Origin of the sequence: Mesorhizobium sp. M0136 (assembly GCF_040322515.1) — a bacterium.
GTDB lineage: Bacteria > Pseudomonadota > Alphaproteobacteria > Rhizobiales > Rhizobiaceae > Mesorhizobium.
The window spans coordinates 96,081-122,258 of sequence record NZ_JAMYTP010000008.1 but is presented as its reverse complement, the minus strand read 5'-3'; the positions used below and the strand labels follow the sequence as shown (position 1 = coordinate 122,258).

General features: G+C 62.0%; 30 protein-coding genes and 1 pseudogene. 16 read left to right on the top strand and 15 right to left on the bottom strand.

The window, feature by feature from the left end:
* Positions 1-54 precede the first annotated feature (54 nt).
* The 4 genes from NKJ35_RS12080 to NKJ35_RS12065 all read right to left on the bottom strand — a co-directional run bounded on the left by NKJ35_RS12080 (position 55) and on the right by NKJ35_RS12065 (position 1,938).
* On the bottom strand, positions 55-354 hold the full coding sequence (locus tag NKJ35_RS12080; RefSeq protein ID WP_352647230.1) for a hypothetical protein: 300 nt from the start codon (positions 352-354) through the stop codon (positions 55-57).
* Positions 355-736: 382 nt separating this feature from the next.
* Positions 737-1,147, bottom strand: coding sequence for a DUF3168 domain-containing protein (locus NKJ35_RS12075; RefSeq protein WP_352647228.1), 411 nt, complete (start codon positions 1,145-1,147; stop codon positions 737-739).
* A gap of 255 nt (positions 1,148-1,402) precedes the next feature.
* Positions 1,403-1,669, bottom strand: coding sequence for a DUF1488 family protein (locus NKJ35_RS12070; protein WP_254819951.1), 267 nt, complete (start codon positions 1,667-1,669; stop codon positions 1,403-1,405).
* Positions 1,666-1,938 carry a hypothetical protein gene (locus NKJ35_RS12065; RefSeq protein WP_352647226.1) on the bottom strand — a complete coding sequence of 91 codons (273 nt, stop codon included), beginning with the start codon at positions 1,936-1,938 and terminating at the stop codon, positions 1,666-1,668. Before NKJ35_RS12065 ends, NKJ35_RS12070 begins: the two co-directional genes overlap by 4 nt.
* A gap of 242 nt (positions 1,939-2,180) precedes the next feature.
* On the opposite strand from NKJ35_RS12065, the gene NKJ35_RS12060 reads away from it, so the two are divergent.
* From NKJ35_RS12060 to NKJ35_RS12035, 6 genes are all read left to right on the top strand, one after another.
* Positions 2,181-2,519, top strand: a complete 339-nt coding sequence (locus NKJ35_RS12060; protein ID WP_352479528.1) for a co-chaperone GroES — start codon at positions 2,181-2,183, stop codon at positions 2,517-2,519.
* 98 nt (positions 2,520-2,617) lie between these two features.
* Entirely contained in the window at positions 2,618-4,237 is a 1,620-nt protein-coding gene (gene groL, locus NKJ35_RS12055) for a chaperonin GroEL (RefSeq protein ID WP_352647224.1), read from the top strand.
* Positions 4,238-4,319: 82 nt separating this feature from the next.
* The gene (locus NKJ35_RS12050) at positions 4,320-4,481 is read left to right on the top strand and encodes a hypothetical protein (protein WP_352479526.1); all 162 of its coding nucleotides are present in this window, start codon (positions 4,320-4,322) and stop codon (positions 4,479-4,481) included.
* A gap of 153 nt (positions 4,482-4,634) precedes the next feature.
* Complete coding sequence (locus NKJ35_RS12045) at positions 4,635-6,794, top strand: transglycosylase domain-containing protein (RefSeq protein ID WP_352647221.1); 2,160 nt, start codon at positions 4,635-4,637, stop codon at positions 6,792-6,794.
* A gap of 98 nt (positions 6,795-6,892) precedes the next feature.
* On the top strand, positions 6,893-7,477 hold the full coding sequence (locus NKJ35_RS12040; protein ID WP_352647219.1) for a DUF1214 domain-containing protein: 585 nt from the start codon (positions 6,893-6,895) through the stop codon (positions 7,475-7,477).
* Entirely contained in the window at positions 7,470-8,018 is a 549-nt protein-coding gene (locus NKJ35_RS12035; RefSeq protein ID WP_352647217.1) for a DUF1254 domain-containing protein, read from the top strand. The genes NKJ35_RS12040 and NKJ35_RS12035 overlap by 8 nt, the downstream gene beginning before the upstream one ends.
* A gap of 14 nt (positions 8,019-8,032) precedes the next feature.
* On the opposite strand, the gene NKJ35_RS12030 is transcribed toward NKJ35_RS12035, so the two are convergent.
* Positions 8,033-8,218: a hypothetical protein gene (locus NKJ35_RS12030; RefSeq protein WP_352647215.1), complete on the bottom strand. Its 186-nt coding sequence runs from the start codon at positions 8,216-8,218 to the stop codon at positions 8,033-8,035.
* 187 nt (positions 8,219-8,405) lie between these two features.
* Between NKJ35_RS12030 and NKJ35_RS12025 the strand changes: the two genes are divergently transcribed.
* On the top strand, positions 8,406-9,416 hold the full coding sequence (locus NKJ35_RS12025; RefSeq protein WP_352647213.1) for a DUF2336 domain-containing protein: 1,011 nt from the start codon (positions 8,406-8,408) through the stop codon (positions 9,414-9,416).
* Between the two features lie 10 nt (positions 9,417-9,426).
* Here NKJ35_RS12025 and NKJ35_RS12020 read toward each other — a convergent pair whose 3' ends face one another.
* Complete coding sequence (locus tag NKJ35_RS12020) at positions 9,427-9,774, bottom strand: DUF1491 family protein (RefSeq protein ID WP_352647211.1); 348 nt, start codon at positions 9,772-9,774, stop codon at positions 9,427-9,429.
* A 156-nt stretch (positions 9,775-9,930) separates the two neighbouring features.
* On the opposite strand from NKJ35_RS12020, the gene NKJ35_RS12015 reads away from it, so the two are divergent.
* Together NKJ35_RS12015 and NKJ35_RS12010 are read left to right on the top strand one after the other, a co-directional pair.
* On the top strand, positions 9,931-10,206 hold the full coding sequence (locus tag NKJ35_RS12015) for a type II toxin-antitoxin system ParD family antitoxin (protein ID WP_502904633.1): 276 nt from the start codon (positions 9,931-9,933) through the stop codon (positions 10,204-10,206).
* Complete coding sequence (locus tag NKJ35_RS12010; RefSeq protein WP_254819939.1) at positions 10,199-10,489, top strand: type II toxin-antitoxin system RelE/ParE family toxin; 291 nt, start codon at positions 10,199-10,201, stop codon at positions 10,487-10,489. Before NKJ35_RS12015 ends, NKJ35_RS12010 begins: the two co-directional genes overlap by 8 nt.
* Positions 10,490-10,512: 23 nt before the next feature.
* Here the strand turns inward: NKJ35_RS12010 and NKJ35_RS12005 are convergent, their stop codons facing one another.
* Together NKJ35_RS12005 and NKJ35_RS12000 are read right to left on the bottom strand one after the other, a co-directional pair.
* A complete protein-coding gene (locus NKJ35_RS12005) occupies positions 10,513-11,286 on the bottom strand; it encodes a peptidoglycan-binding domain-containing protein (RefSeq protein WP_352647209.1) in 774 nt (257 codons plus the stop codon).
* Positions 11,261-13,006 (bottom strand): ATP-binding protein, encoded by a 1,746-nt coding sequence (locus NKJ35_RS12000; RefSeq protein WP_352647413.1) that lies wholly within the window; start codon positions 13,004-13,006, stop codon positions 11,261-11,263. The genes NKJ35_RS12005 and NKJ35_RS12000 overlap by 26 nt, the downstream gene beginning before the upstream one ends.
* Positions 13,007-13,525: 519 nt before the next feature.
* Here NKJ35_RS12000 and NKJ35_RS11995 point away from each other — a divergent pair.
* Together NKJ35_RS11995 and NKJ35_RS11990 are read left to right on the top strand one after the other, a co-directional pair.
* Positions 13,526-13,894: a DUF5330 domain-containing protein gene (locus NKJ35_RS11995; protein WP_352647411.1), complete on the top strand. Its 369-nt coding sequence runs from the start codon at positions 13,526-13,528 to the stop codon at positions 13,892-13,894.
* Between the two features lie 113 nt (positions 13,895-14,007).
* Positions 14,008-14,436 (top strand): SufE family protein, encoded by a 429-nt coding sequence (locus tag NKJ35_RS11990; protein ID WP_254819994.1) that lies wholly within the window; start codon positions 14,008-14,010, stop codon positions 14,434-14,436.
* Between the two features lie 104 nt (positions 14,437-14,540).
* On the opposite strand, the gene NKJ35_RS11985 is transcribed toward NKJ35_RS11990, so the two are convergent.
* Together NKJ35_RS11985 and NKJ35_RS11980 are read right to left on the bottom strand one after the other, a co-directional pair.
* Positions 14,541-14,966 carry a Ros/MucR family transcriptional regulator gene (locus NKJ35_RS11985; RefSeq protein WP_023677844.1) on the bottom strand — a complete coding sequence of 142 codons (426 nt, stop codon included), beginning with the start codon at positions 14,964-14,966 and terminating at the stop codon, positions 14,541-14,543.
* A gap of 414 nt (positions 14,967-15,380) precedes the next feature.
* On the bottom strand, positions 15,381-15,752 hold the full coding sequence (locus NKJ35_RS11980) for an SH3 domain-containing protein (RefSeq protein WP_352647207.1): 372 nt from the start codon (positions 15,750-15,752) through the stop codon (positions 15,381-15,383).
* Positions 15,753-15,867: 115 nt separating this feature from the next.
* Between NKJ35_RS11980 and NKJ35_RS11975 the strand changes: the two genes are divergently transcribed.
* From NKJ35_RS11975 to NKJ35_RS11965, 3 genes are all read left to right on the top strand, one after another.
* Positions 15,868-17,979 carry a S9 family peptidase gene (locus tag NKJ35_RS11975; RefSeq protein WP_352647205.1) on the top strand — a complete coding sequence of 704 codons (2,112 nt, stop codon included), beginning with the start codon at positions 15,868-15,870 and terminating at the stop codon, positions 17,977-17,979.
* Positions 17,980-18,058: 79 nt separating this feature from the next.
* Positions 18,059-18,685 carry a LysE family translocator gene (locus NKJ35_RS11970; protein ID WP_352647202.1) on the top strand — a complete coding sequence of 209 codons (627 nt, stop codon included), beginning with the start codon at positions 18,059-18,061 and terminating at the stop codon, positions 18,683-18,685.
* A 138-nt stretch (positions 18,686-18,823) separates the two neighbouring features.
* Positions 18,824-19,207, top strand: coding sequence for an SET domain-containing protein (locus tag NKJ35_RS11965; RefSeq protein WP_254819935.1), 384 nt, complete (start codon positions 18,824-18,826; stop codon positions 19,205-19,207).
* Positions 19,208-19,218: 11 nt separating this feature from the next.
* On the opposite strand, the gene NKJ35_RS11960 is transcribed toward NKJ35_RS11965, so the two are convergent.
* The 4 genes from NKJ35_RS11960 to NKJ35_RS11945 form a co-directional block, all read right to left on the bottom strand.
* A complete protein-coding gene (locus NKJ35_RS11960; RefSeq protein ID WP_352647200.1) occupies positions 19,219-20,169 on the bottom strand; it encodes a cytochrome c in 951 nt (316 codons plus the stop codon).
* A gap of 9 nt (positions 20,170-20,178) precedes the next feature.
* Positions 20,179-20,622, bottom strand: coding sequence for a c-type cytochrome (locus NKJ35_RS11955; RefSeq protein WP_254819933.1), 444 nt, complete (start codon positions 20,620-20,622; stop codon positions 20,179-20,181).
* A gap of 173 nt (positions 20,623-20,795) precedes the next feature.
* Positions 20,796-21,392: a superoxide dismutase gene (locus NKJ35_RS11950; RefSeq protein ID WP_023677850.1), complete on the bottom strand. Its 597-nt coding sequence runs from the start codon at positions 21,390-21,392 to the stop codon at positions 20,796-20,798.
* Between the two features lie 107 nt (positions 21,393-21,499).
* Positions 21,500-22,378, bottom strand: coding sequence for a branched-chain amino acid aminotransferase (locus tag NKJ35_RS11945; RefSeq protein WP_352479513.1), 879 nt, complete (start codon positions 22,376-22,378; stop codon positions 21,500-21,502).
* Between the two features lie 151 nt (positions 22,379-22,529).
* Here NKJ35_RS11945 and NKJ35_RS11940 point away from each other — a divergent pair, with 151 nt between their 5' ends.
* Both NKJ35_RS11940 and NKJ35_RS11935 read left to right on the top strand, forming a co-directional pair.
* On the top strand, positions 22,530-23,192 hold the full coding sequence (locus tag NKJ35_RS11940) for a haloacid dehalogenase type II (protein ID WP_352647197.1): 663 nt from the start codon (positions 22,530-22,532) through the stop codon (positions 23,190-23,192).
* 173 nt (positions 23,193-23,365) lie between these two features.
* Complete coding sequence (locus NKJ35_RS11935; protein WP_352479511.1) at positions 23,366-24,190, top strand: L,D-transpeptidase; 825 nt, start codon at positions 23,366-23,368, stop codon at positions 24,188-24,190.
* 109 nt (positions 24,191-24,299) lie between these two features.
* On the opposite strand, the pseudogene NKJ35_RS11930 reads toward NKJ35_RS11935, so the two are convergent.
* Positions 24,300-26,068, bottom strand: a pseudogene (locus NKJ35_RS11930) (adenylate/guanylate cyclase domain-containing protein).
* Positions 26,069-26,178: the final 110 nt, after the last annotated feature.

Here is a 26,178-nt window from a genome sequence, read left to right as displayed (position 1 = left end):
TGTTGAAGCTGTTCAGATATAGGCCGATTCCGGCAGACTGGGAAACGGCACGGTTCAGTTCAGCGGAACGACGATCTCCGAGCGACGGGGACGCTGCCCGTCCTTGCCCGGAAGGAGCACGACGATGACGCAGACCGGCTGGCCGCCGCGTGTCGACTGCGAGGCCTTGGCCAAGGTGCCGCCATTCTGCTCCGCCACCTGCTGGCCGATCGCGTAGCAGTCGGACGCGGCGAGGACGACCGGCTGGGGCTGCTCGGGGGTGACAGCGGGGATCGCCATCGCTTGCGACGCAAGCAGGCCGGCGGCTGAGAGCGCCAGTGCCGCGGTCCGGAAGTGGGAGCGAAGGGTTTTCATGGCCAGCGTTCTAACGCGCCGGTGCTGAACGTGATATGAACGGTGAACGCTCGAATGCATGCCCGCCACACCCCTGAAGCGCGAGATTACCGGATTGCCATTTCGCCGCCCATCCCGCGAAATTGGCAAGTTTAACCTAGCCCTCCGATCCTCCGCCGACAACCGGGCATCGTTTGGCGGTGAAAGGCAATCGCTTTAGGTTTGCCCGACTTCGACAATTGATCCGGCAACCGAAGGCAGATTCAGCCGAACCGACCGGAAATAAAAAAACCCGCTCTGCGACGGGTCATTGGCGCCAATCAGCACCATAGCCAGATTAGTAGCATAGCTGCCGGCACAAAGCAAGAACAAAATGCCCGATTTTACGGAAAGTGCCGGACGGTCAGCCGTCTTCCTCGATCACGGCGCGGAAGCGCAGCAGCCCGTGATGGGCCGAAAGGTCCTCGTCGTAGCGGGCTTCGGCGAATTCGAGCTTGAGATGGGCGCGACGATGTTCGCCAAGCGAGAGCGCCGCATCTCGCAGGCGGGCGCTGACCAGGTCCATGATGTCGGTGGTTTCCTTGCTGGCCTCGGACTTCGACCAGACATGCAGCGTCAGCAACTGCTCGGCGTTGTTCTCCGTCCCTGTTGCCCAGTCGTAGACGCTGGTGCGGCCGACGGTCATGTGGGGAAATGCAACATTTTCCGGCGCACGGTCGAACAATCGTGCGTCGCCCAGTGCCACCGATAAATCGGGATCGTCGTTTACTGCCTCGAATATGGCCTTCTGCAATTCGACGGCCGGCGCGGTCATTGTCTTTGCCCTCGCCCGTCGCGTCGACCTCCCGGCTGCGTAGCTGCGTTGCATGACGGCATCCCGGCAAAAGCGCGAATCAGCGCGTCTCATACGGATTATGAACCTTCATGATCTCGGCAATAAGCCCTGCTCCTGGAATGCGCGACGCCGCAGCCGTCCGCGTCACGGACCCGTGACCGGCTGAACGGTCGCGACGTCAAACGGCGAGCGAAGTTGGACGCCCTGAGAAAGCGTCTTGTGGACGGATCGCGACTAGCGAAAATCCGCCGCAGTCAGCACATATATGCTCCTGCGGGTGCGGGCATAGGCATTCCTGGCGACATCGTGGATCGAGTTGGAAGCCGTGTCGAAGGCTGCCAGGTAGGTAGCTTCTGAGGCCGCCGTTCCCGGCTGCATCTTGGAGATGGCATCGGTAGCGACAGAGAAGGAAATCTGGAACATGCCGTCATGGCCGACGAAGCGGATGCGTTTGCTTGCCTCGTCGTAGCTGCGGCTGGGATTGGGAAATGTCAGGCTCATGATTTCGCCTCCATCGATGCGGATACGGCCTTCTTGACTGCCCGTGACGCCCGCTTCTTCTTTGCGGCGACCGGATTCAGAGCTTCCGCCGCGCGGTCCGCCTCTTCCTTGGCCAGTCGCAATTCCCTCAGCCTTGCCGTTTTGATGCTCCTGGCCTTGGCCTCCGAGAGATATTCGGCAGTTGCTTTGTTCCGTTCCGCCGTCTTCTTCTGGTTTTCCATGAAGCGAGCCTGAGCTTTTTCCATGATGTTCTGATTGCCTTCGGCCATCGGTAAAATCTCCCTTGCAGCGAAAGTCATGGCTGTGGACTTCATCGTAAATAGGTGTTCAAAGACAGAAATTCAATTTCAATAATATTCGGCAAGGCCCGAACACAGGGGGATGGCCAGGCAAGATAATAAATTCAATATTTGATGTGCCCTATGAATATTTTTTGGCACTCCTATCAATCGAGTGCCAAGGCGCCTATAGAGAGGGGCGGCCGCCTAAGCCGGCCCCAGAAAGAGTCCCCATGAAATTCCGGCCACTCCACGATCGCGTCGTCATTCGGCGCGCCGAAAGCGACACCAAATCCAAGGGCGGCATCATCATCCCCGACAATGCCAAGGAAAAACCGCAGGAAGGCGAAGTGATCGCCGTCGGGCCGGGTGCGCGGGACGAAAGCGGCGCGTTGATCCCGCTCGACGTCAAGGCCGGCGACCTCATCCTGTTCGGCAAATGGTCCGGCACCGAGGTCAAGATAGACGGCGAGGACCTTCTGATCATGAAGGAGGCCGACATCATGGGCATCATCGACAAAAGCGAGATGGGCACCGTCGATAAGACCGTGGCTGCCAAGAAGGCCGCCTGATTGGAAGGCCGCGCGCGCTCCCGGGCGCGCAAGGACGCTCCGAGCTTTGATTCAGGCGCTGCAAGCGCCGTGCCACGACAACCGAACTGGAAAAGATCATGTCTGCCAAGGAAATCAAATTCTCCACCGACGCGCGTGACCGCATGCTGCGCGGCGTCGAAATCCTCAACAACGCCGTCAAGGTGACGCTCGGCCCCAAAGGCCGCAACGTCATCATCGACAAGGCCTACGGCGCGCCGCGCATCACCAAGGACGGGGTGGCCGTGGCAAAGGAAATCGAGCTTTCCGACAAGTTCGAAAACATGGGCGCACAGATGGTGCGCGAAGTGGCCTCGAAAACCAACGACCTCGCCGGCGACGGCACCACCACCGCCACGGTGCTTGCCGCTTCCATCCTGCGCGAGGGCGCCAAATTCGTTGCCGCCGGCATGAACCCGATGGACCTCAAGCGCGGCATCGACTTTGCCGTCAGCGCCGTCGTCCAGGAAATCCAGGCGCGCGCCAAGAAGGTCAAGTCCTCAGGCGAGATCGCGCAGGTCGGCACCATTGCCGCCAATGGCGACACCAGCGTCGGCGCCATGATCGCCAAGGCCATGGACAAGGTCGGCAATGACGGCGTCATCACCGTCGAGGAGGCCAAGACCGCCGAAACCGAACTAGACGTCGTCGAAGGCATGCAGTTCGACCGCGGCTATCTCTCGCCCTATTTCGTCACCAATGCCGAGAAGATGCGCGCCGAGCTGGAAGACCCTTACGTCCTCATCCACGAAAAGAAGCTCGGAAATCTGCAGGCACTGCTGCCCATCCTCGAAGCCGTGGTGCAAAGCGGCAGGCCGCTGTTGATCATCTCCGAGGACGTCGAGGGCGAAGCGCTGGCAACGCTGGTCGTCAACAAGCTGCGCGGCGGCCTCAAGGTCGCGGCCGTCAAGGCGCCTGGCTTCGGTGACCGCCGCAAGGCGATGCTGGAAGACATCGCCGTGCTCACCGCCGGACAGATGATTTCCGAGGATCTCGGCATCAAGCTGGAGAACATCACCATAGAGATGCTCGGCCGCGCCAAGCGCGTGCTGATCGACAAGGACACCACCACGATCATCGACGGCGCCGGCGAGAAGACCACCATCCAGGCGCGCGTCCAGCAGATCAAGGGGCAGATCGAGGAAACCACGTCCGACTATGACAAGGAGAAGCTGCAGGAACGTCTCGCCAAGCTGGCGGGCGGCGTTGCGGTCATCCGCGTCGGCGGCGCCACCGAATCCGAGGTCAAGGAAAAGAAGGACCGCATCGACGATGCGCTGAACGCCACGCGCGCGGCCGTTGAAGAAGGCATCGTTCCGGGCGGCGGTGTCGCGTTGCTGCGCGCCAAGGCTGTGCTGAACGGGATGACCGGAGCCAATGCCGATGTGACGGCGGGCATTTCGATCGTGTCGAGAGCGCTCGAAGCGCCGATCCGGCAGATCGCCGAGAATTCCGGCGTCGAAGGTTCGATCGTCGTCGGCAAGCTCGCCGACGGCAAGGATCACAATCAGGGCTTCGATGCCCAGAACGAGGTCTATGTCGACATGATCAAGGCCGGCATCGTCGACCCGGCGAAGGTGGTACGGACGGCGCTGCAGGACGCGGGCTCCATTGCGGCGCTTCTGATCACGGCGGAAGCCATGATCACCGACGTTCCGGCGAAGGAAGCCGCTGCTTCGCCCGGCGGCATGGGCTATTGACCAGCCACTGCCGGAAACAAGCCTGAAAGACAGCCTCCGGGGTATCTTCCCCGGCGCGCACCATCGGCAAGGAGATCGATCAATGATCGCATTCGTCCCGAAGCCAAATGCAGCGGCGAAAATCGAAGTGGCCGAGGAAAGCCGCTTCGATCGCATTCGCAGGCTTGCCGACAAGCACAGGAAAGCCAACGCCGGTATGATAGGCCGCGACCCGAAAAAGATCGCGGACAAGCGTCCCATGTGACGCTGCCGATCCTCAGCACCCACGCAAGCGCGGAACCTTCATCGCCCTTGTAGGCAGCACCAAAATGGACGAATAGTCTTGAAAGGCGCGCCGCCGTGAAATTGCCGGCATGCGGTTTCTCAGTTGGCGGCGTCCCCGCAGCCGGATCCTGGAATGGCCAGTCCTTTGGAACCACGCAAGAGAAGAGGTCCGATCGCCGCAAGGCTGCTGGCGGTGGATGCGTGGATCGATTCCTCTGCCTACGAAATCGGCTTCAGGGCGCGCCAGTTCTGGGAGGCGGCCACCATCTTCTCGCGGCGTTTCCGCGTCGGCGGCTGGCGCCGCGGCCTGATCGAACTGTTGAGTGAAGGCTTTACGCTCGGTGCCGGCGGCATCGTCGTCCTTTTGGCGCTGGCCTTGCCGGCCTTCCAGATAACCGCCGGCGACTGGCGCACGCAAGGCGACTTCGCCGTCACCTTCCTAGACCGCTACGGCAACGAGATCGGCCAGCGCGGCATCATCCAGCGCGATTCGGTGCCGGTCGACGAGATGCCCGACCATGTCATCAAGGCGGTGCTGGCCACCGAGGACCGCCGTTTCTTCGACCATTACGGCATCGATGTGCTCGGCCTGTCGCGGGCGATATTCGAGAATGTGCGGGCCAATTCCGTCGTCCAGGGCGGCTCGAGCATCACCCAGCAGCTGGCCAAGAACCTGTTCCTGACCAACGAACGGACCTTCGAGCGCAAGATCAAGGAGGCCTTCCTGTCGCTGTGGCTCGAAGCCAATCTGTCGAAGAAGGAAATCCTGCAGCTTTACCTCGACCGCGCCTATATGGGCGGCGGCACTTTCGGCATCGAGGCGGCAGCCGATTTCTATTTCGGCAAGAGCGTCAAGGACCTGAACCTTGCCGAGGCGGCGATGCTGGCCGGCCTGTTCAAGGCGCCGACCAAATACGCGCCGCACATAAACCTGCCCGCCGCCCGGGCGCGGGCCAATGTGGTGCTGTCCAATCTGGTCGATTCCGGCTTCATGACCGAAGGCCAGGTGCTGCAGGCAAGATTACACCCGGCCGAAATCGTCGACCGCGGCGAGCGGAAGAGCCCCGATTATTACCTCGACTGGGCCTTCGACGAGGTCAAGAAGATCGCCGCCAAAGGCGGCCCGCACTCGCTTGTCGCCCACACCACCTTCGACGCCAACATCCAGAAGGCGGCCGAAGAATCGATGGAGTTCCACCTCCGCCAGTTCGGCAAGGAATACAACGTCACCGAGGGCGCCATCGTCGTCATCGAGACCAACGGCGCGGTCCGGGCGATCGTCGGCGGCCGCGACTACGGCGCCAGCCAGTTCAATCGCGCCACCAAGGCACTTCGCCAGACCGGCTCCTCGTTCAAGCCCTATGTCTATGCGACGGCGATGGAGCATGGCTTCACGCCGGATTCGGTGGTGTCCGGCGGACCCATCTCCTGGGGCAGCTGGTCGCCCCACAATTACAATGGCGGGTCGGCCGGCAAGGTGACGCTGATCACGGCGATGGCCAAATCGATCAACACCGTGCCGGTGCGGCTGGCTAAGGATTATCTCGGCATCAAGCCGATCAAGGCGATGGCGGAAGCCATGGGCGTCGAGTCGCCGCTGGAATCGCACAAGACCATGGTGCTCGGTACATCGGGCATGACTGTGATGGACCAGGCGACGGGCTACAGCGTGTTCGCCCAGAACGGCCTTGCCGGGACCCGGCACGGCATAAGCCAACTCTTCAACCGTACCGGCGAGGTGGTCTACGACTTCGCCAAGGACGCGCCGCCGCCGCACCGGGTGCTGTCGGAGCAGGCGCTCAAATACATGAACACCATGCTGGCGGCGGTGCCGGTGATCGGCACGGCCCGGCGCGCGGCCCTTCCAAACATCGTTGTCGCCGGCAAGACCGGCACGACCCAATCCTACCGCGATGCCTGGTTCGTCGGCTTTACCGGCAACTACACAGCCGCCGTCTGGCTCGGCAACGATGACTTCACCGCGACCAACAAGATGACCGGCGGCACGCTGCCGGCAATGGTGTGGCAGCGGCTGATGCTCTATGCGCACCAGAATATAGACCGGAAACCGATCCCCGGTATCGATCACCCCTTCGTCGATGCCGAAATCGCCGCCAAGGCCGAGGAAGCGGAAAAGAAGAACGCCGAACAGGCAGCAGCCGATGCCGCCGCCGAGCGTCCGCCGGTGCTGTCCAGCCGGACCACCCGGACCCTGAAAGAACTGACCAGGCTTTTCCAGGCGGCACCCGTGCTCGACGCGCCCGCTGCGCCGGAGACCCTGTCGGCGCTGTGACGGCCAATTCCGCGGGGCCGCTTGCCATAAGCCCCTGCGCCGAGATATCCCCGGGCGGCAATCTTTCTGTCCCCGGCCTTCGGTTCTCCCGGCTCGTCATGCTCAAGAACGCCTTCCTGACGCTGCTTTCGCTTGCCATCGCCATCGGTGGCGGTGGCGCCAGCGTCTGGTACGCGCTAAAGCTGCAGGATGGCGTCGGCGCCATCAGGATCGGCCAATGGACCGCCTTCCCGGATATCGGCACGCCGACGGCGGATCCCTATTCCAAAGCCCGCGTGGCTCGCGAAGGCGTGCTGGCGCTCGGACAGGCGGAAGGACTGTCCTTCATAGCCGAACGCGATTCCGGCGGCGAACAGCTCAAGCGGCAATGCGCCTACAAGATTGCGGGCGGTTTTCCCACCGCCCGGTTCTGGACGCTTTATGCCGCCGACCAGTCGCTTGGGGTGGTCGAGACCGGCACGCCGGGGCCGGCTGCGCTGCAGTCCTATCAAGTGCTGCGCCAGGCCGACAATTCGGTGGTCATTTCCGTTGGCAGCCGCCCTGCGCCCGGCAACTGGCTACTGACCAGCGGCGCCGGCAAGATGTACTTGGTGCTCACGTTCTACGACACACCGATCGCCAGCAGCACCGGTCTGTCGGACGTCACGCTGCCACAGATCCAGAAGGTCGGCTGCAATGCGTAGCCTGCTGCATGCCGTGCTGCTCGGCCTGCTCGGCGCCGGCATCGTGCACATCGTCGTGCTGCTGCTCGTCCCCGAGTTCTCCGAACGCGACGCCTGGTCGCGATTGGCCATGGCTTCGGATCTCTACAAGATGACCAGGCTCGACGCGGAAGCCGGCGGCGCGCCGCTGGTGAAATCGGTCGATCCGCTGTTTTATGCGGCGGCTTGCCGCTTCGACCTTGCCGAGGGGACGGTGCGGGTCAAGGCGCCGGGCAAGGTGCCGTTCTGGTCGATATCGGTCTACGACCGCGGCGGCCACAACATCTACTCTTTCAACGACCACAGCGCGACCGCAGGCGTGCTCGACACCGTTGTACTGACGCCGGCCCAGATGATCGAGGTCCGCAAGGATCTTCCCGCGGAACTGCAAGGGGCCATCTTCGTCGAGGCGCCGATAGAGGAAGGCGTGTTCGTCATCCGTTCGTTCGTGCCCGACGACAGTTGGAAGCCGATCGTCTCGCGGTTTCTCGAACAGAGTTCCTGCGAACTGCAGGATTTTTAGGCCGGTTCCGATGCTCAGTGATGCGGTACCGGCAATGTTCCCGAAGGTCCCGGCTTGTCGGGGCCGGTCGGCCGCGTTTCGCCTGTCAGCGGCCGCTGCTCGTAGCGCACCCCGGGAAATATGATCACTGCCGCCGGCGCGGCTTGTTGTGCTCGATTGGTTGCCGCCGTTCGCGGCACGAAAGACAGTACCATGCCCATGGTTCGCGTATTCCTCTCGGTTGCCCCGGAGCACAACGCAACGCCTCCATAGTCGATTAAGAAGGCAGTAGGTTAACGGAGCGCTAACGGATCGCCGCTAAATTGATCTTTGTTCTTGGGAAACGCGAAACCGGTACAGCCCGGCAGAGCGCCCTCCAGATCGTGTCGAGTGTCGGGCGTATCCTTCGTGTCAGCTTCGGATTTCAGGCAAATCGCAGCAGGAGCTGAACCGGGAAAGGCCGAAAGGCTGTTTCGCGCCGCGGTATCGGCATTCTGCTCGCTCACCCGCCCTTCGCGCCGGGAGATCGCGCAGCTCGAAGACCTGACGCTGCCGCTTTTCGAGAATGTCTCGGTCGAATCGCGCCGCTACGTCGCAGCAGCCCTTTCCGAATGCGAATATGCACCCGCCGGGCTGGTGCGGCGGCTTTGCCAGGAGCGGGTCGACATCGCCGCTCCGCTACTCATCCGCTCGCGTGCCCTCAGCGACGTCGACCTCATCGCGCTGATCGGGCGTCACGGCCTGCCGCATGCCCGTGCTATTGCCCGCCGCAAGGATCTCAACCAAACCATCGCCGATCTCATCAAAGTGCTTGAAAGGCCGACGCTGGTGCGGTCGCAGCAGCAGCCGGAAGCAACTGCCATTGCCCCGTCCGAAAACGCGGAAATGGTCGCGAGCGACGCAAACAGACAAGAGGCGGCCGACGCCGCCGAAACTGTACGTCGCCGGTTGCGATCCATGATGCGCTCCGAGCGCGGCACCGCCATCAGACCGTTCGTCGAGCCACAAACCTACGTCAAGCTGCGCGAAACCGCGCTGACCGGCAATGCGGCATTCTTTCAGACAGCGCTCGCCGATGCGCTCGAAGTCGATTTTTCAACGGCGCGGACGCTCACCGCGAGCCAAAATTACACACCGCTGCTGGCCGCCTTGCGCGCGCTCGACCTCAGCGAAGACAAGGCGTTCCTGATCACGGCTGCCATCTATCCGACCGAGTTTCCGCACCCGCAGGCGATCCGCATCTTCCTCGACCGCTACCGCCTGCTGCACCGCGACGCTGCGTTGGACAGGCTCCGCGGCTGGAAGGCCGACACCGTGTCGAAAATCGTTCGCAAGCCCGGGCGCGTCGCGGCAAATGCCGACCTGCGCAAGCCGAACAGCGCCGATATAACCGCCACCCCAAAGGCGCTTCGCATCTGAAGGCCTGCCGTTACGACGCCTTGACCGAGATAAGCTCCTCGACGGGAACGGCGCCCGCCTCGATCTCGATTACCCAGATATCCGGATCGAATTTCTTCTCGCGCTCCAGCCGCGCGTCGAAAATGGCGGCATCGTCGCCTTCGCCAAGCAGACTGAAAAAACGGTCGTCCGGCTTGGCCGAATCGTAGCTCGTCTGCGGCGCCGGCCCGAACAGCGCCATCTCTCCTAGCCGGCCACGCGCCAACACGAAAACTGCGCCGGCTTCCGTGGCGCCGCGCTTGACCACGGCGGCAAAGCCGCCGGCGCTAAAAACCCGGCGCAACAGGGCCGACACCCACAGATCGGTGGTTACCCGCATGGCAGGACCCTGTACGATTTCGGGTTTGTGGTATCGAGATTCTCACTTATTCGCGAGCAACGGTTGGCCATCAAAGCAAGTCCCGGAATGCGACGATTTACCAACAAAGTTTAACAAAACTTGTTGGCCTCTGTGAAAAATGCTATCGTGCCCGGTATGAAAGCCCAGCCCATGCGCACTCTTACTGTGTCGCTTACCCCCAAGCAGGCCGCCCGTCTACAAGACGCCGTGAACAGCGGAGACTATGCTTCCAACAGTGAAATCGTCAGGGAAGCACTACGTCTATGGGAGCAGCGCGAGGAATTCCGCACTCTTGAACTGGAACGCCTCAAAAGGGCCTATGACGAAGGGATGGCAAGTGGCGAAGGTCAACACGTAAATCGTACGGCTTTCTTACGCGCTCTGAAGGCCGAACGCGCAATCCGTGGCTGAATACCGGCTCACCCCGCGAGCTTCTCAGGATTTGCGAGATATTTGGCATCACATTGCCGTCGATAACGAGAAGGCGGCTGACAAGCTGATCGGACGCATTTTCGACAGGCTGGAATTGGCTTGCGAGCACGCCAAAATGGGCGCAGCTCGACCGGAATTGAGCGCCACCGCCCGCATTCTGGTCGAGGGGCGCTACATCGTGATTTACGAGCCCATGCCCTACGGCGTGTTAGCCGTGGCGATAGTCCATGGAATGCGTGACCCGGAGCAATGGCTTAAATAGGCCGGGAGACTAGGTTTCGGCCCTCAGTTGGTCAGGCCGATCTCGCGCATCTTGACGTAGACGATCTCGTCTGGCTCGCCGGTCTCCGGCAAGCCGAACAGCGCCTGGAATTCCTTGATCGCGGCCTTGGTGCGCGCGCCGACGACGCCATCCAATTGCATGTCCTCATTGCCGAACGCTTTCAGTCCGGCCTGGATCTTGACGATGCGGGGATCCGGCGTTTGCGCCGCTGCATTTGCTGGTGCGGATACCGGAATGGCGGCCGGAGCAGCGGCCGTTTCGACCGGCCGCGGCACGGGATGCGGAACCACGGCCGCGGTCTTTGGCGTGGCGCCCAGTTGATCCAGCAGGACGCCGTCGATCTCGCCGGAGGCATTCAATCCGACTTTCTGCTGATAGGCCTGGATGGCCTTGCGCGTATTCGGTCCGGGAATCCCGTCGACGGTGCCGGAATAGAAATCGAGATCCTTCAAGATGCCCTGGACCTGCTCGACGACCGGGTCGCTCTTGATCGGCGCAGCGGCTGGACGCACGATATTGATGGTGGTTTCGGGCTCATCGCTATCCGACTGCGGAAAGCGTTCGATGCTTCTGGTGGCGAAAAACGCGCCGGCATGCGGAAAGGGCTGGTACCAAAGAGCGTTCGCCGAGACGTAGAACAGCGTCACCAGGAACGCGGTGGAGCCGCCGACCACAACAGGATTGCGCGAGATCAGGCTGCCCAGCGCCATCGCTCCGTGCTCGAAGGCATTGCCGCGGCGTTTGACCGCCTTAGGCTGTTTTGCGGAGCGACCCATTGCTCTCCCCTTTGCCACCGTCCGCCTTGGCTTTGACCGCGGACATTGGCACCACGCCGGTCTTCTCCGCCGAGCGGCGCGTCGGGCCGCTCACGGGAAGGCTGATCGTCACCGTGGTGCCCTCGCCCGGCATGCTTTCGATCGACATTGTGCCCTCGTGCAGCGCCACCAGCCCCTTCACCAGCGAAAGCCCGAGCCCTGTACCTTCGAAACGGCGGGTATAGTCGTTCTGGATCTGCATGAACGGCTTGCCGAGATTGACAAAGTCTTCCTCGGCGATGCCGATGCCGGTGTCCCGGACCCAGAAATGCAGCCGCGAGCCGATGCGCTTGGCGCCGATGACGACATTGCCGCCTTCGGGCGTGAACTTGATCGCGTTAGAGACGAGATTGATCAGGATCTGCTGCACGGCGCGACGGTCGGCATTTATTTCGCCTGCGTCCGGCGCGATCTGGGCCTGCAGATCGATGGCCTTTGCCTCGGCTTGCAGGCGCATCATCGACTGGCACATCTCGACCGCTTCGCGAAAGCGGAACGGTTCCGGTTCGGTCGCGTAGGCGCCCGATTCGATCCGCGATACGTCGAGTATCGAGGTGACGACGGCAAGCAGGTGCTGGCCCGAATCCCTGACCAGCCCGACATATTCCTTCTGGCGCGGATCCTTGAAGCTGCCGAACATCTCGTGCAGCAGCATGTCGGAAAAGCCAATGATGGCATTGAGCGGGGTGCGCAACTCATGGCTGACGACGGCAAGGAAGCGTCCTTTCGCCACCTCGGCCGAAGCAGCCGCCTCGTTGGCAGCGGCAAGCTCCTGGCGCAGTCCGGCCAGTTCATCGTTCTCGCGCAGAACAAGCGTGAAGACAGTCTCCTGCCCCGGTGCGCGCATCATCTCGAGCGAAAACGGCTGGTAGTTGTCGGCCCTCACGCCGCTGTTCTGCGGCAGCCGGACGCGAAGATCGAGCCGGCGCGACAGGGCGCCCTCGCGCATATCGGCCAGCGCACTGAGATATGGGACGCGGTCGGACAGATGGATGCGATCGAAAAGTCCGGTGCCGAAAAGCAGCTCCGGTGGCAGCCTCAGTATCGTGCGTGCCTTAGCCGAGGCGTCCAGAACCTCGCCATGGGCAGCGATTCGCAGCACGACGGCGTCGATCAGGTCTTCGAGCCGGTGGCTGCCGGCCGGATCGAGCTGAGCGCTGGCGGTGGCACGAAGTGAAGCGACACGCGGAATGAGCGTGAGCGCCCAGGCCAACGGCACCAGCCAGTGCCATGCGGCGATTTCGGTCTGGCCGAGCGGCAAGACGGAACCGGCTAAAGGCTGCAGCAAGACTGCGACAAGGGCCGAGATGGCGCCCCAGATCACGGCACGGCGCGACTGGCCGATCCACCAGGCTTCAAACGGCAGCGCCACCGCGAGCAAGGCAACCGGCGAGGCCACACCGCCGGCGGCAGCGATAAGGGCACCCAGGGCAACACTGCCGACGACCAAGGCGAGTTGGCCGGCCAGGGTCATCTTGCCCGATGCAGCCACCAGCAGGGCGGCGAACCAGCAAAGGCCGAACGCCGCAAAGATCGCAGCCACAGTCACGGCCGCGCCCATGCCCGAAGTGACCAGCGTCACCGCTGCACCCGCGCTGAAGAAGGGAGCCGCCAGCATGACGCCAATGAACCGGCTCTCACGGCGGCGGTCGTCCTGGCCGAGGACGGACGGATGAACCATCCGTTCGCAACCGGCGGCTATCGCGCCCGGCAACTCGGCGTATCTGGCCTTGATCGCACTCAACTCAACGCACCCGGTCGTGAACGGCTCTGCTTTGCAGGCGGCTTTTGTCGATCCGAAACTCGCATCCAGCGTTTAAGGAATGGATAAGGCTGCGCCGATCGTCCCCCGGCAGGCTGCAAATATCGGGATACCGGTGGGGAAAAACCGGGGCAATTGCCGCCATAGTAAACGGAGCGTTATCCAGACCACCCGCGCCTAAGCTTGCGGCCAATCGCATCAAACTGTCACCAATGCAAAAAATAACGAGTAAAAACAGCGTATTATATGGTAATCATTTGCTGAATGAAATATGAACCATTCGAGGAAAATGAACTTCAAAACGCTTCGTTTCGAATCTGCCTAAAATTTGAGGAAAACTGTTGCTTTCGGGACAAGCCGTCCTTTGCGCGTCTGTGCCAGTATCGCGGTACAAGGGTCGTGTGGTTCGGAGGCATGACCGTCATAAAGGACAGACAGATGGGCTTTCTGATAAGAGCTGCTTTCTGGTTTTCGCTCGTGCTTCTGGCGCTGCCGCTGGGTGTCGGCGCCGATGATGCGGGCCGCGAAAGCGTCGGGCCGCTACAGGCGCTGTTTGCGGCGCGCGAAGCCGTCGGCGACATCGCCGGCATCTGCGAGCGCAAGCCGGACGTCTGCGAGACCGGCAAATCGGCAATGCACACAATTACCGCAAGGGCAAAGGAGACCGCCAAGATCGCGGCCGCCATGCTGGACGACAAGACCCCTGAACCAGATACGGTGACGACCACCGGCAGCGTGCCCGAGGAAATCGTCTTGCCGGCGAAAGTCGATCTGCCGGCGAAACTGCACTTGCCGGCGAAGAACTGAGACGGTTTCGGCCGAATTCGTCGCCAGACCGCAAGGCTCCCCGCTCTCGGCGCCTGCGGAGTTTCTCCTCTTTTTCCGTGACGTGGCAGTGCCGGATGACTATATCCGGGGTGATGACCACGATGATCCAGACCATCCGCGACGACTTTTCCCTGCTCGACGAGTGGGAAGACCGCTATCGCTATGTGATTGAACTGGGTGAAGCGCTGCCGCCGTTTCCCGACGAGCAACGCATACCGGCCAACAAGGTGCCCGGCTGCGTCAGCCAGGTCTGGTTGACCACCGAACAGGGCGGTGGTCCCGACCCCGTTATCACCTTCAAGGGCGATTCCGACGCCCATATCGTGCGCGGTCTGGTCGCCATCATGCTGGCGCTGTTTTCGGGACGGCCGGCCAGCGAAATCCAGAGGACCGACGCGGAGGCCACATTGAAGGCGCTCGGACTTGACGAGCACCTGTCGCCGCAGCGCGCCAATGGTCTTCGCTCGATGGTCAAGCGCATCAAGCGTGACGCCGAAGCAGCGCTGAAGCAGACCGCCTGACCGGACGGCAGTTGCCGGCAGCATGGCGGGTCCGACCTTTGACCCCATAGTACAAAACGGCGCCCGCAGGCGCCGTTTGAGTGTCAAACCGGAAGAGCCGGTTATCAGCGTCCCTTGCGCTTGCGGCCGAGACCCATCTTCTTGGCGAGCTGCGAACGGGCGGCCGCATAATTGGGCGCAACCATCGGATAGCTCGGGTCCAGGTTCCACTTTTCGCGATACTGGTCGGGCGTGAGATCATAGTGGGTCATCAAGTGACGCTTGAGCGACTTGAACTTCTTGCCGTCTTCGAGACAGATGATGTAGTCGTCATGCACCGAACGCTTCGGATTTACCGCCGGCTTCTGCTTGTCGGCAGGCGGCTGCTCGGCGGCCCCGCCGACGCGCCCCAAAGCGGCATGGACATCGGCAATGAGGTTCGGCAATTCGCCGACCGGCACGGGATTGTTGCTGACATAGGCGGCCACCACGTCGGCGGTAAGCTCGATCAGCGCGTCACTGTTTCTGGAAGGTGTTTCGGTAATATCCATGGCGTTCAGGCCCCAACGAGAATTGTTTCTGTTTGCGCCCGTTTCGATAGTTGGGCATCGCGCGAACTTGTGCAGGAAAAAGCCTCCGCGATTCGCGTCGCGGCACCTTAATGGGCCTTGGCGTCAAGTAAGTCAATTCGCTTCTTGCGCTCTATTCAGCGATGCAAGTCAAATCTTTCATATTCAGCTTCACTCTTTCGTGCAGAGTGTAAACTTGCCGTTTTTTCTGGTCAGACCAGCATCGACTGACGCGGCGGCAAGCAGCCATTACACAGACTGCAGCAGGTAAATAGAGCTCAATGCTTGATCCAGCCGGCAGCATTACAGCCTGGCCAATCGGCGGATTCAGTAAAATCATAGGTTGCGAAGCATTACTGTTGCTCGTGAGCCGTCGGCCGGGAGCGGCGTGCCGCGTCACTGAAACGGAGTGATGTATTTTCCGTAGACCCAGCCGGTGACGAACTGGCCGTTCCGTGCCGGATCATGCCAGACTTGGCACCAGTGATTGCGGATCTTGTGTTTCTGCTGCCAGTACGAATGGTTGGCGAGATTGAGCAGATTTATCCCACCGGTGCATTTGCCGGTCATCTGCAGAACCGTCCCGTTGGGATAGGCGGCCTGCTTCTGCGAAGCTCCCGAAGGATATTTGCGCACATTGAGTGTGTCGCCGAACGGCACATTGGCCACTTGCCAAGCCGCAAAGGCAGTTGCATGAGAATGACCGGCATTGGCCAGGGTCGTCGCAGCGACGGCAAGGGCCGCGACAGTCCGAGAAAAAATGTTCATTGTCCTCTCCTTCAGCCCGTCCCCTCGAGCCACCACGACAATAGATCATAGCCGTTGAACCCGCGCTGAGCGGCGTGTTCATTCGCTATTCAAGTAACTTCCACAGCGAGACGCAATGACCAGAACCCCAGTGTTTCCGACCGCCACCCCACCGCAGCCGGAGAAACGGCCGATCTTCGACACGCATCACGGCATGACGCGGACGGACGACTATGCTTGGCTGAGGGCCACCAATTGGCAAGAGATGTTCAGGGATCCGTCTCTGCTCGACGGCCAAATCCGCGCCCACCTCGAAGCCGAGAATGCTTACCAGGCGGCGCTGATGGCCGATACGGCTCAGCTGCAGAAGCAGCTTTTCGCGGAAATGAAGGGGCGTATCAAGGAAGATGATTCCTCTGTGCCTATGAAGGATGGGCCCTATGCCTACGGCTCCTCCTTCAAGCTTGGCGGCCAGCAGCCGCGTTATTTCCGCACGGCGCGCGACGGCGGCGACAAGCAGATATTGCTCGACGGCGATGCCGAGGCCGAGGGTAAACCCTATTTCCGGCTGGGCGGCGTCGATCATTCGGACGACCACAGCAAGCTGCTCTGGGCCTTCGACGACAAGGGTTCCGAATTCTACACGCTGCGTGTCCGCGATCTCGCCGGCGGCAACGATCTGGCGGACAGGGTTCCGGACACCGGCGGTGGCGGTGTTTGGGATGCCGGCAATGACGGTTTTTTCTACACTCGCCTCGACCCCAACCACCGTCCTTCCAAAGTGCTGTTCCATGCGCTTGGTGACAGTCCTGAAAACGACCGGCTGATCTACGAGGAGACTGATCCCGGCTTCTTCATGGATGTCGGCGGCACGCGCTCCAACGAGTGGATCATGATCGGCATCAACGATCATGAGACCTCGGAGTACCGCATCATGAGCGCCAACGATCCATTCGCCGAGCCGAAGCTGGTTGCGGCGCGCCAGACCGGCCTGCAGTACGAGCTCGAGGAAGGCGGCGACATCTTCTTCATCCTCACCAATGCCGACGGCGCCAAGGACTTCAAGATCATGACGGCGCCGGCGCATGATCCGGTGCGGGCCAACTGGCAGGAACTGGTGCCGCACGAAGCGGGACGGCTGATCCTTTCGGTGATCGGCTTCAAAGACCACATGGTCCGGCTCGAGCGCAAGGAAGGCCTGCCGCGCATCGTCGTGCACGACCGCAAGAGCGGCGAGGAGCACCTGATCTCCTTCGACGAGGAGGCCTTCTCGCTCGGCCTGTCCGGCTCCTACGAATACGACACCGAGATCATGCGCCTTTCCTATTCGTCGATGACGACCCCGGCGCAGGTCTTCGATTACAACATGCGCACCCGCGAGCGGGTGCTGCTCAAGACCCAGGAAGTGCCGGCCGGCCATGACCCGGAGCACTACGTCACGCGCCGGCTGATGGCGCCTGCCGCCGACGGCGAACTGGTGCCGATCTCGCTCCTCCATCACCGCGATACGCCGCTCGACGGGTCGGCGCCTTGCCTGCTTTACGGCTACGGCTCCTACGGCATCACCGTGCCGGCCGCGTTCAATACCAATCTGTTTTCGCTGGTCGACCGCGGCTTTGTCTACGCGATAGCCCATGTTCGCGGCGGCAAGGACAAGGGCTATGGCTGGTACGACGACGGCAAGCGGGCGAACAAGAGGAACACGTTCACCGATTTCATCGCGGTCGCTCAGCACCTCGTCGCCGAACGCTATACGCAGCATGACCGCATCGTCGCGCAAGGCGGTTCGGCCGGCGGCATGCTGATGGGGGCGGTCGCCAACATGGCGCCGCAATGTTTCGGCGCCATCATCGCCGAAGTTCCCTTCGTCGACGTGCTCTCCACCATGCTCGACGCCAGCCTGCCGCTGACGCCGCCGGAATGGCCGGAATGGGGCAATCCGATCGCTTCGGCGGAGGATTACCGGACCATCGCCGCCTATTCACCCTACGACAATGTCGCCGCACTCGGCTATCCGCCGATTCTGGCGCTGGCCGGCCTGACCGACCCGCGCGTCACTTATTGGGAGCCTGCCAAATGGGTAGCGCGGTTGCGCGACCGCAAGACAGGTGAGAATCCGGTGCTGTTCAAGATCAACATGGATTCAGGCCATGCCGGCGCCTCCGGCCGGTTTTCGAGGCTGGAGGAAATCGCCTTCACCTATGCCTTTGCGCTCAAGGTCACAGGGAAGGCAGAGCTTGCCGCGTGAACACCGCGGATAGGCAGGTATTGCTTGCTGTTCCGCTACATGCCTTCATTGAGGATGAAAGTTGCGGAGAAGCCCACCAATGATCGATCTTGCCACATTGATTGCGTATGTCGCGGTTGTGCTTGGCTTTGTTTTCATCCCGGGTCCTGCCACCCTTTTGACCGTGGCGCGAGCAACCAGCTCTGGAACCAGGGTGGGCATCGCGACCGGCGCGGGGATCGCGGCCGGCGACGTGGTTCACACCTTCATGGCGATCGTCGGCATTTCGGCGATCATTGCCACGTCGGCGGCGCTTTTCAGCATAGTGAAGTACATCGGCGCAGCCTACCTCATTTATCTCGGCATTCGCGCGATCATCGAGAAAATGCCTGCCTATCCGGCCGCCGGCGCACTTGCGATCCCCGCTGCCAAAGCATTTCGGCAGGCTGTTTTGACCGAGATTCTCAACCCCAAGACCGCGCTTTTCTTCCTTGCATTTCTTCCGCAGTTTGTGCGGCCTGAAAACGGATCGGTGATGCTTCAACTGGCGACATTGGGCGTGATCTTTGTTCTGTTGGGCCTCGTCAGCACGGTGGTTTTCGCCGTGGGTGCGGGCGGCCTCGGCGCTTTCCTGCGCCGAAACCCGACGGTGCTGAGATGGCAGGGCCAGGCTGTCGGCGGCATCTATTGCGCCTTGGGCATCCGGCTGGCGCTGCAACAGCGCTAACTCGACATGCGACGCCTATGAGGCTTCGGATACTGGGCAGGCACAGTTGATTTTCCGCTCGCAATTGCAAAGGTCGCGCGCTACCCAATGCGCGGCCTTTTCACTCGCCGCCAACACTCAATCACCCAGGGATCTGCCATGTTGCTCGTCGATGTCTATCTCGACAAATCGCCCATCCAGGGCATCGGCGTCTTTGCCAAGAACCACATTCCCCGCGGCACGCTGGTCTGGAAGCTCGACCCGAAATACGACCGCCGCATCGAGGTGACGACCTACGAGCGGGAAACCGGGCCGGTGAAAACCTACCTTGACCGCTACGCCTACCCGGACCGGTGCGACCCGAACTACATCGTCTTCGAAGCCGACGATGCGCGCTACATGAACCATGCCGACGACCCGAATTGCGACGTCTCGCAGCCGGAGGAGACTTATGCCTTGCGCGACATTGCGCCTGGCGAGGAAATGACCTGCGACTACAATCACTTCTTCGAAACCGGCTTCGACTTTCTCGGCGACCGCTGACGCAACGGCCGTCAGCTCGCCGGCTTCTTGCGAGCCGGATAGCCGTTGGGATGCGGCGGCACGGCTTTTAGATAGGCGGCGATCGCCGCACGGTCCTCCGGGGTCAGCACGGCCATGTTCCGTTGCACGTCGACCATCGCGCCGCCGACCGTATCGAAGTCCGGCGTGAAGCCGGTTTCGAGATAGTTGGCGATGTCAGCTTCGGACCAATCGGCGATGCCGCCCTCGCCCGACGTGATGTTCGGCACGATACCGCTGCCTTCGGCGGCGGCCGCACCTGCCAGCCACTGGCCCTTCCTGGTGCCGCCGGCGAGGTCCCGCGGCGTGTGGCATTCGCCGCAATGACCGGGGCCTTCCACCAGATAGCGGCCGGCCAGCACCGGGTCGGGCGTGCCGTCGGGAAAGGAAACGACCGGCTGGTCACTCAAATAGAGCAGCTTCCACAAGCCAAGACCGCGTCGGACATTGAAGGGAAATGCCAGCGAATTGGCGGGCGCCTTGCCGGCGACCGCGGGCAAGGTCTTGAGGAATGCATAGAGATCGGCAATGTCGGCCGGCTTCATGCGCGCGTATGAAGTATAGGGAAATGCCGGATAAAGATGCTCGGCCGACGGTGATACGCCCTTCAGCATGGCGTTGGCAAAGTCCTCGACCGACCAGGCGCCGATGCCGTCCCTGGCATCCTGCGATATGTTCGGCGGCACGAAGGTGCCGAACGGCGTCTTGAGCTCGAGGCCGCCGACCAGCTGAAGGCGGGCGTCGCCTTGCGAGCCGGGCTTGGCATGACAGGACGTGCAGCCGCCGGCGTAGAAGATGCGCTTGCCCCTGGCGGCGTCGCCGGGACCAAGCTCAGCCAGCGTTGCGGCATCGAGCCTGACCGGAGCCGACAGGAACCAGCCGGCAATCGCGGCCGCGCCGCCCAGAACGAGGGCGGCGCCGGCAAGTTTCTTCAGCAAGCGCATTGCCCGCCATCAGCCTTTTTTCACCCTGTAGTTTTGATGACAGTTGCCGCAGCCGCCGCCGATGGTGTTGAACTGTGCCTTCAACGCCTCGGCGTCCGCAGGTGCTGCGGCGACCGCTGCCTTGACGTCTGCGAGGTACTTGCCTTCAGCCGTCTTGAAGCCGGCCATGTCCTGCCAGATCTTGGGAGACGCCGTGGTGTCGCCGGTGTCGCTGCCCGCCGGGAAAAGCGTGTCGACGCCGGCATGGAATTTCTCGGCATTGGCCTGCAGTGCCTGCAACGCGGTCAGCACCGAAGCTGCGTCGTAGGGCGTCTCGCCCTTGACCACTTTCGACAAGCCGGCGGCGATCTTGCCACGTTCCTTCATCAGGGCCTGCCGGTCAGCAACCGGGTCGGCAAACGCCGCCGAACCGGCGAAGGCGAGCATCGAGATGGCGAGGATAAGCTTTCTCATTCACTTGGCTCCATGTTGAAGGCAATTCTGGATGCGGTCCCACCCGATGACAAACGGCAAGGATGGCTTAAAAATTCCGACGCTGCGCCTCACGCTTGCGTGAAATTTTGCAACTGTCGTTCTGATGCTGAAAAAGAAAAGCCCCGGTTCTGCCGGGGCTTTTCTGGAACGGATCAGGCCTTTTCGTAGAGTTCGAGCACATAGTCCCAGTTGATGAGACTGTCGACGAAGGCTTCGAGATATTTCGGCCGGGCGTTGCGATAATCGATGTAATAGGAATGTTCCCACACATCGACGCCGAGGATCGGCGTCGCGCCATGGACGAGCGGGTTCTCGCCATTCGGCGTCTTCGAGATCGCCAGCTTGCCGTCCTTGACCGAGACCCAGGCCCAGCCCGAACCGAACTGGGTGGTGCCGGCGGCGATGAAGTCGGCCTTGAACTTGTCGTAGCCACCAAGATCGCTGTCGACCGCCTTTTGCAATGCGCCCGGCAGCTTGTTGCCACCGCCGCCCTTCTTCATCCATTTCCAGAAATGGATGTGATTGTAGTGCTGGGCGGCATTGTTGAAGAGGCCCGCATTCTTGCCGAAGGACTGTTTGACGGCCTCTTCGACCGACAAATCGCCCATGCCCGCCTCGGCGGCCAGCTTGTTGCCGTTGTCGACATAGGCCTTGTGGTGCTTGTCGTGGTGATATTCCAGCGTTTCCTTTGACATATAAGGCTGCAAGGCCTCGTAATCATAGGGCAAGGCGGGCAATTCAAAAGCCATCGGTCGTACTCCCTCGTGGAAAAATCCGGTGTCGATACCGGACTAACATAGGACTGGATTGGTCTGGAACAACTCCGGAAACGAAGCGCCGGCCGCTTTTTAGGGGGTCAGCCGGGCGAAGTCGAATGCGCCCATTCCCAATAGAGTTCGCGCGCCTTCTTGGCCACCGGTCCGGGTTGCAGATTGCGCTCCTCGATACGGGTGACCGGCACGACTTTCGAGTGGTTTCCGGTCGAGAAGATTTCGTCCGCCTCGAGAAAATCGCGGATCGACAGCGTCTTTTCCGTCGTCGTGAAGCCGTATTCGCCCAGCAGGGCCATCGTGCGCGCGCGGGTAATGCCGGACAGGAAGGTGCCGTTCGGCGCCGGCGTCAGGACATGGCCGTCCTTGACCAGGAAAATATTCGAGGTGCCGGTCTCGGCGACATTGCCCAGCATGTCGAGCACCAGCGCATTGTCGAACCCGCGCATCTTGGCTTCGAGGATGGCCCGGCCGTTGTTGGGATAAAGGCAGCCAGCCTTGGCGTTGGTCGGCATGGTTTCGATGGTCGGGCGCCGGAACGGCGACACCGTCACCGAAAACCCCGCAGGCGAGATCATCGGCGATTCGTAGAGGCAAAGGCAGAAACGCGTCGAGGCCGGGTCGGCCGGCACGCCCATATAGCCGCCATGCTCGGCCCAATACATCGGCCTGATGTAGACCGCCGTCTTGCCGTCGAACTTCTTCAGCCCGTCCCAGGTCAGGCCGACGATCTTGTCAGTGCTCATCGTCGGTTTCAGGCCGAGCGCGATCGCCGAGGCATTGACCCGCGCTGCATGGCGATCGAGATCGGGAGCGACGCCCTCGAACCAGCGGGCGCCGTCGAACACGCTGGTGCCGAGCCACATGGCGTGGCTGCGCGGCCCTAGAATGGCAACATTGCCCTCGTACCAGTCGCCGTCGACGAAGGTCCATGTCGCGGATTGCGCCGCAGTCGCCAGTGTCATTGCCAGGTTCCGTTCGATGCTTGTTGCGGCGCATTGGAAGATGCTTTGGCGGCCGCCGTCAACCGGCTTGGCTGAGATTTGTTGAGGCCAGCGGGCTGGCGGACTGCAATCAGCGCTTGCGCCTTGCCTTACGCGGCCTCAAAACTGTCGAATGCAGTTCGCGGCTTACGTTTTCGACGCCTATGGCACGCTGTTCGACGTGCATGCGGCCGTGCGCCGTCACGCCGACCAGATTGGGCCGGACGGCCAGTTGCTGTCCGATATCTGGCGCGCCAAGCAGCTGGAATATTCCTGGGTCAGGACGCTGATGGGGGCCTATGCCGATTTCTGGCAGCTCACCGAGCAGGCCCTCGACTTCGCCCTGCGCAAGGTTCCATCCGCGGATGCCGGGCTGAGGGCGAAGCTGCTCGAGGCCTATTGGCGGCTGGACTGCTATCCGGAGGTACCGGCCGTGCTCAAGGCGCTCAAGGCATCGGGGGCAAGGCTGGCGATCCTGTCAAACGGTTCGCCTGAGATGCTGGAAGCGGCGGTCAAATCCGCCGCGCTCGACCAGGTCCTGGACGACGTCTTTTCCGTCGACAGCGTCAGGCGCTTCAAGACCGATCCGTCGGTCTACGACATGGTCACCACGGGCTGGCGCCTCTATCCGGGCGCCGTCTCTTTCCAGTCATCCAACCGCTGGGACGTCGCCGGCGCCACCAAGTTCGGCTTCAGGACGGTGTGGATCAACCGCGCCAATCAGCCAGAGGAATACCGGGATCTTCCACCGGCCCTGATCCTGCCGTCCCTCGATGGTCTGATCTCCGGGGTTTGACGGTCGGACATGTTGCCTCGACGCAACAGTACGGTCCAGTCACAGCTTTGCCTTTGTTTGTCCACCCTGCGGCCAGAATTGGAACCGCCTATCGCACTGGCATTGCTCAAGCACCTGCGCCGTATCGGACGCATTCACGCTTTGTTGCGATTTGAGACTTAAAAAAGGCAATCATGTTCACACCCCAATCGTCCTCTCTGCGCCTTAGCCGTCGCGGTTTCCTCAACGCAGCAGCCCTTGGCGCCGCCTCGGTCGCGGTCTCCAGTTGCACCACCCTGTCGCAGCAGCCGGTCGAGCCACCGCCGCCGACCTATGTCGAGCCGGCGCTCGGCGATTACGTGACGATGTATGGGCCGATGTCGGATGGCGGCTTCGAGCTGCCGGCCATACCTGTCGACAAGATCGACCCGCAGTTCCTGCGCCAGATCGTTGACGATCCGACCGGGCAGCAGCCCGGCACCATCGTCGTCGACACGACCAACCACTTCCTCTACCTGGTGCGCCCGGGCGGCCAGGCGATCCGCTACGGCGTCGGCCTTGGCCGCGCCGGCTTCGAATGGTCGGGCGATGCGGTGGTCCAATGGAAGCAGAAATGGCCGAAATGGACGCCACCGGACGACATGATAGCCCGCCAGCCCGAGCTCGCAAAATACAGCGCCGATAACGGCGGCATGCCCGGCGGGCTGGACAACCCGCTTGGCGCGCGTGCGCTTTATCTGTTCCAGGGTAACCAGGATACGCTGTACCGGTTGCACGGCTCGCCGGAATGGCGGTCGATCGGCAAGTCGGTGTCGTCGGGCTGCGTGCGCCTGATGAACCAGGACATTATCGATCTCTACGATCGTGTGCCGAACAAGACCCCGGTCGTGGTGACAGCCGATGTCGGCCAGCCGGTGGTGGCAACAGCAAACCGCAGAGCCATTCCGATCGACGCCGGCGTGCCGGAAGGATCGATCCTGCTCGGCCCGATAAAATCGATCACAAATTCGATCTTCTGAGCTGGTGAAAGCGCGGGCGGGATCTTCCTCGAGGCTCAAGCGGTCGTTCTGCCTCGAGCCGGCGGTTGCCAGGTTGTTGGGTGTCGCTTTGTACGGCCAGGTTGATTAATTAGCTTAGGCCCGCCCGGCGCAGCCCTTCGGCATAGAGCGCACGAAGCTCCGCGGGGGCGATCGGATGATAGCGCTCGATCCAGTCCAGCGTGAGGTTCGGCTGGATCCGCAGGGCCTCCGCAAGTGCGGAAGCGGCGAGCGCAAGGTCGCCGGACAGCCCGGCCACTGCCGCGAGACTGCGCCATGCGGTGCCGAAGTCGCGCCTGAGCTGCACCGCGCGGTGCTGGAACTCGACCGCCTCGGCGATGCGCCCGGCCGCAAAATGACAGGTGCCGATCGTCGAGAGCACCGCTGCTTGGATCGTGTCGCGTGGGGAGAGCCGCATCGCTAGTTCTGCGTGGCGGGCGCCCTCCGCGCCCATCCCGGCGTAGCCGTAGCTCGAGCCCAGAACCATATGCGCCATGGCAAAGCTCGGGTTTCGCTCGATCGCTTCGGTAAGCGCCTCCCTGGCAGGCTTGGGACGCCGCGCGACCATGTGGACGTAACCGAGCACGAGATGAGCCCACGGATCGTCATTGTCCTGGTCGAGCGCGCGCTGGCCGAGCGCGAGTGCCCCGTCGAGCACCTCGGAAGGCTCCGCCACCCCTAGATGCGCCCTCGCGGCATAAAGCCAGCCGAGCAGGCCAATGGCGCGGGCATATTCCGGATCGATCTCGATGGCCCGCTTGAGCAGACCGACACCGACCTCGTTGTCCCGGGCAACCCAGGTCCACACGTAGGGCATGGCGCGCACGACGCAGCCCCAGGCGTCCAGGCTCTCGGTCGGCCGCTTCCTGAGGCGCACGTTCTCTGCAGCATAGAGCTGCGGCTCCAGCGATCCGACGACGCTTCCCGTGATCTCGTCCTGCACGGCAAATATGTCGCTCACCGCGCGGTCATAGCGCTCGGCCCACACATGCGTCCCGGATGCGGCTTCGATCAGCTGGGCAGTAACGCGAATACGGTCGCCGGCTTTGCGAACGCTGCCCTCGAGCACGTAGTGGACGCCGAGCTCACGGGCCACCTGGCGGATGTCGGCCGATTTGCCCTTGTAGGCGAATGTCGAGTTGCGGGCGATGACGAACAGCCAGTGCAGCTTGGACAGCGCGGTGATGATATCCTCGCTGATACCGTCGCTCAAGAACTCCTGGTCCCTGTCTCCGCTCATGTTCTGGAATGGTAGTACGGCAATGGAAGGCTTGTCGGGAAGCGGCAGGTTTCCGCCGGACACGGCCGACGCGACGAGCTCCAACTTCGCCACGTTTTGGCTCAGGCTCAGACGATAGGCTCGCACCGGCCGTACAATGTTTTTGAGCTCCTTGTCGCCGAGATCGACGAATTCTTCTTTCAACTTGTCGCGCACCTGTTCATAGGCCGCACCTGAGAGGCAGATCCCATTTGGTTCGGCGATTCCTTCCAGACGGGCCGCGATGTTGACGCCGTCGCCCATCAGGTCGCCGTCACTCTCCTCGACCACATCGCCAAGATGAATACCGATCCGGAATTCAATGCGGCGCTCCGGTGGGAGGCCGACGTTGCGCTCGACCATGCCATTTTGCACTTCGATGGCGCAGCGCACGGCATCGACAACGCTGCGGAATTCCACGAGGGCTCCGTCACCTGTTCGCTTACTACCCGACCGGCGTGAACCGCGATGATGGGGTCGATGAGATCGCTGCGGAGCGCCCGGAGTCGCGCGAGCGTCCGATCTTCGTCCGACCCAGCCAGCCGGCTGTATCCGACAACATCGGCGGCCAGGATCGCCGCAAGTTTGCGGATCTCGCTCACCTTGCCCCTTCCTTCACTGCCCAACATAGCACAGACTCAAGCGCAAGACCGCTCCATTTGGAACGGCGTGAATTCGCGACGACGGATGGCGCCCGGAGTCCCACTGGCCG

Coding starts and splice junctions, on each gene's coding strand:
- NKJ35_RS12080 (WP_352647230.1), bottom strand. CDS start 354: ATGAAAACCCTTCGCTCCCACTTCCGGACCGCGGCACTGGCGCTCTCA.
- NKJ35_RS12075 (WP_352647228.1), bottom strand. CDS start 1,147: ATGACCGCGCCGGCCGTCGAATTGCAGAAGGCCATATTCGAGGCAGTA.
- NKJ35_RS12070 (WP_254819951.1), bottom strand. CDS start 1,669: ATGAGCCTGACATTTCCCAATCCCAGCCGCAGCTACGACGAGGCAAGC.
- NKJ35_RS12065 (WP_352647226.1), bottom strand. CDS start 1,938: ATGGCCGAAGGCAATCAGAACATCATGGAAAAAGCTCAGGCTCGCTTC.
- NKJ35_RS12060 (WP_352479528.1), top strand. CDS start 2,181: ATGAAATTCCGGCCACTCCACGATCGCGTCGTCATTCGGCGCGCCGAA.
- groL (WP_352647224.1), top strand. CDS start 2,618: ATGTCTGCCAAGGAAATCAAATTCTCCACCGACGCGCGTGACCGCATG.
- NKJ35_RS12050 (WP_352479526.1), top strand. CDS start 4,320: ATGATCGCATTCGTCCCGAAGCCAAATGCAGCGGCGAAAATCGAAGTG.
- NKJ35_RS12045 (WP_352647221.1), top strand. CDS start 4,635: ATGGCCAGTCCTTTGGAACCACGCAAGAGAAGAGGTCCGATCGCCGCA.
- NKJ35_RS12040 (WP_352647219.1), top strand. CDS start 6,893: ATGCTCAAGAACGCCTTCCTGACGCTGCTTTCGCTTGCCATCGCCATC.
- NKJ35_RS12035 (WP_352647217.1), top strand. CDS start 7,470: ATGCGTAGCCTGCTGCATGCCGTGCTGCTCGGCCTGCTCGGCGCCGGC.
- NKJ35_RS12030 (WP_352647215.1), bottom strand. CDS start 8,218: ATGGGCATGGTACTGTCTTTCGTGCCGCGAACGGCGGCAACCAATCGA.
- NKJ35_RS12020 (WP_352647211.1), bottom strand. CDS start 9,774: ATGCGGGTAACCACCGATCTGTGGGTGTCGGCCCTGTTGCGCCGGGTT.
- NKJ35_RS12015 (WP_502904633.1), top strand. CDS start 9,931: ATGAAAGCCCAGCCCATGCGCACTCTTACTGTGTCGCTTACCCCCAAG.
- NKJ35_RS12005 (WP_352647209.1), bottom strand. CDS start 11,286: ATGGGTCGCTCCGCAAAACAGCCTAAGGCGGTCAAACGCCGCGGCAAT.
- NKJ35_RS12000 (WP_352647413.1), bottom strand. CDS start 13,006: ATGGTTCATCCGTCCGTCCTCGGCCAGGACGACCGCCGCCGTGAGAGC.
- NKJ35_RS11995 (WP_352647411.1), top strand. CDS start 13,526: ATGGGCTTTCTGATAAGAGCTGCTTTCTGGTTTTCGCTCGTGCTTCTG.
- NKJ35_RS11990 (WP_254819994.1), top strand. CDS start 14,008: ATGACCACGATGATCCAGACCATCCGCGACGACTTTTCCCTGCTCGAC.
- NKJ35_RS11985 (WP_023677844.1), bottom strand. CDS start 14,966: ATGGATATTACCGAAACACCTTCCAGAAACAGTGACGCGCTGATCGAG.
- NKJ35_RS11980 (WP_352647207.1), bottom strand. CDS start 15,752: ATGAACATTTTTTCTCGGACTGTCGCGGCCCTTGCCGTCGCTGCGACG.
- NKJ35_RS11975 (WP_352647205.1), top strand. CDS start 15,868: ATGACCAGAACCCCAGTGTTTCCGACCGCCACCCCACCGCAGCCGGAG.
- NKJ35_RS11970 (WP_352647202.1), top strand. CDS start 18,059: ATGATCGATCTTGCCACATTGATTGCGTATGTCGCGGTTGTGCTTGGC.
- NKJ35_RS11965 (WP_254819935.1), top strand. CDS start 18,824: ATGTTGCTCGTCGATGTCTATCTCGACAAATCGCCCATCCAGGGCATC.
- NKJ35_RS11960 (WP_352647200.1), bottom strand. CDS start 20,169: ATGCGCTTGCTGAAGAAACTTGCCGGCGCCGCCCTCGTTCTGGGCGGC.
- NKJ35_RS11955 (WP_254819933.1), bottom strand. CDS start 20,622: ATGAGAAAGCTTATCCTCGCCATCTCGATGCTCGCCTTCGCCGGTTCG.
- NKJ35_RS11950 (WP_023677850.1), bottom strand. CDS start 21,392: ATGGCTTTTGAATTGCCCGCCTTGCCCTATGATTACGAGGCCTTGCAG.
- NKJ35_RS11945 (WP_352479513.1), bottom strand. CDS start 22,378: ATGACACTGGCGACTGCGGCGCAATCCGCGACATGGACCTTCGTCGAC.
- NKJ35_RS11940 (WP_352647197.1), top strand. CDS start 22,530: ATGCAGTTCGCGGCTTACGTTTTCGACGCCTATGGCACGCTGTTCGAC.
- NKJ35_RS11935 (WP_352479511.1), top strand. CDS start 23,366: ATGTTCACACCCCAATCGTCCTCTCTGCGCCTTAGCCGTCGCGGTTTC.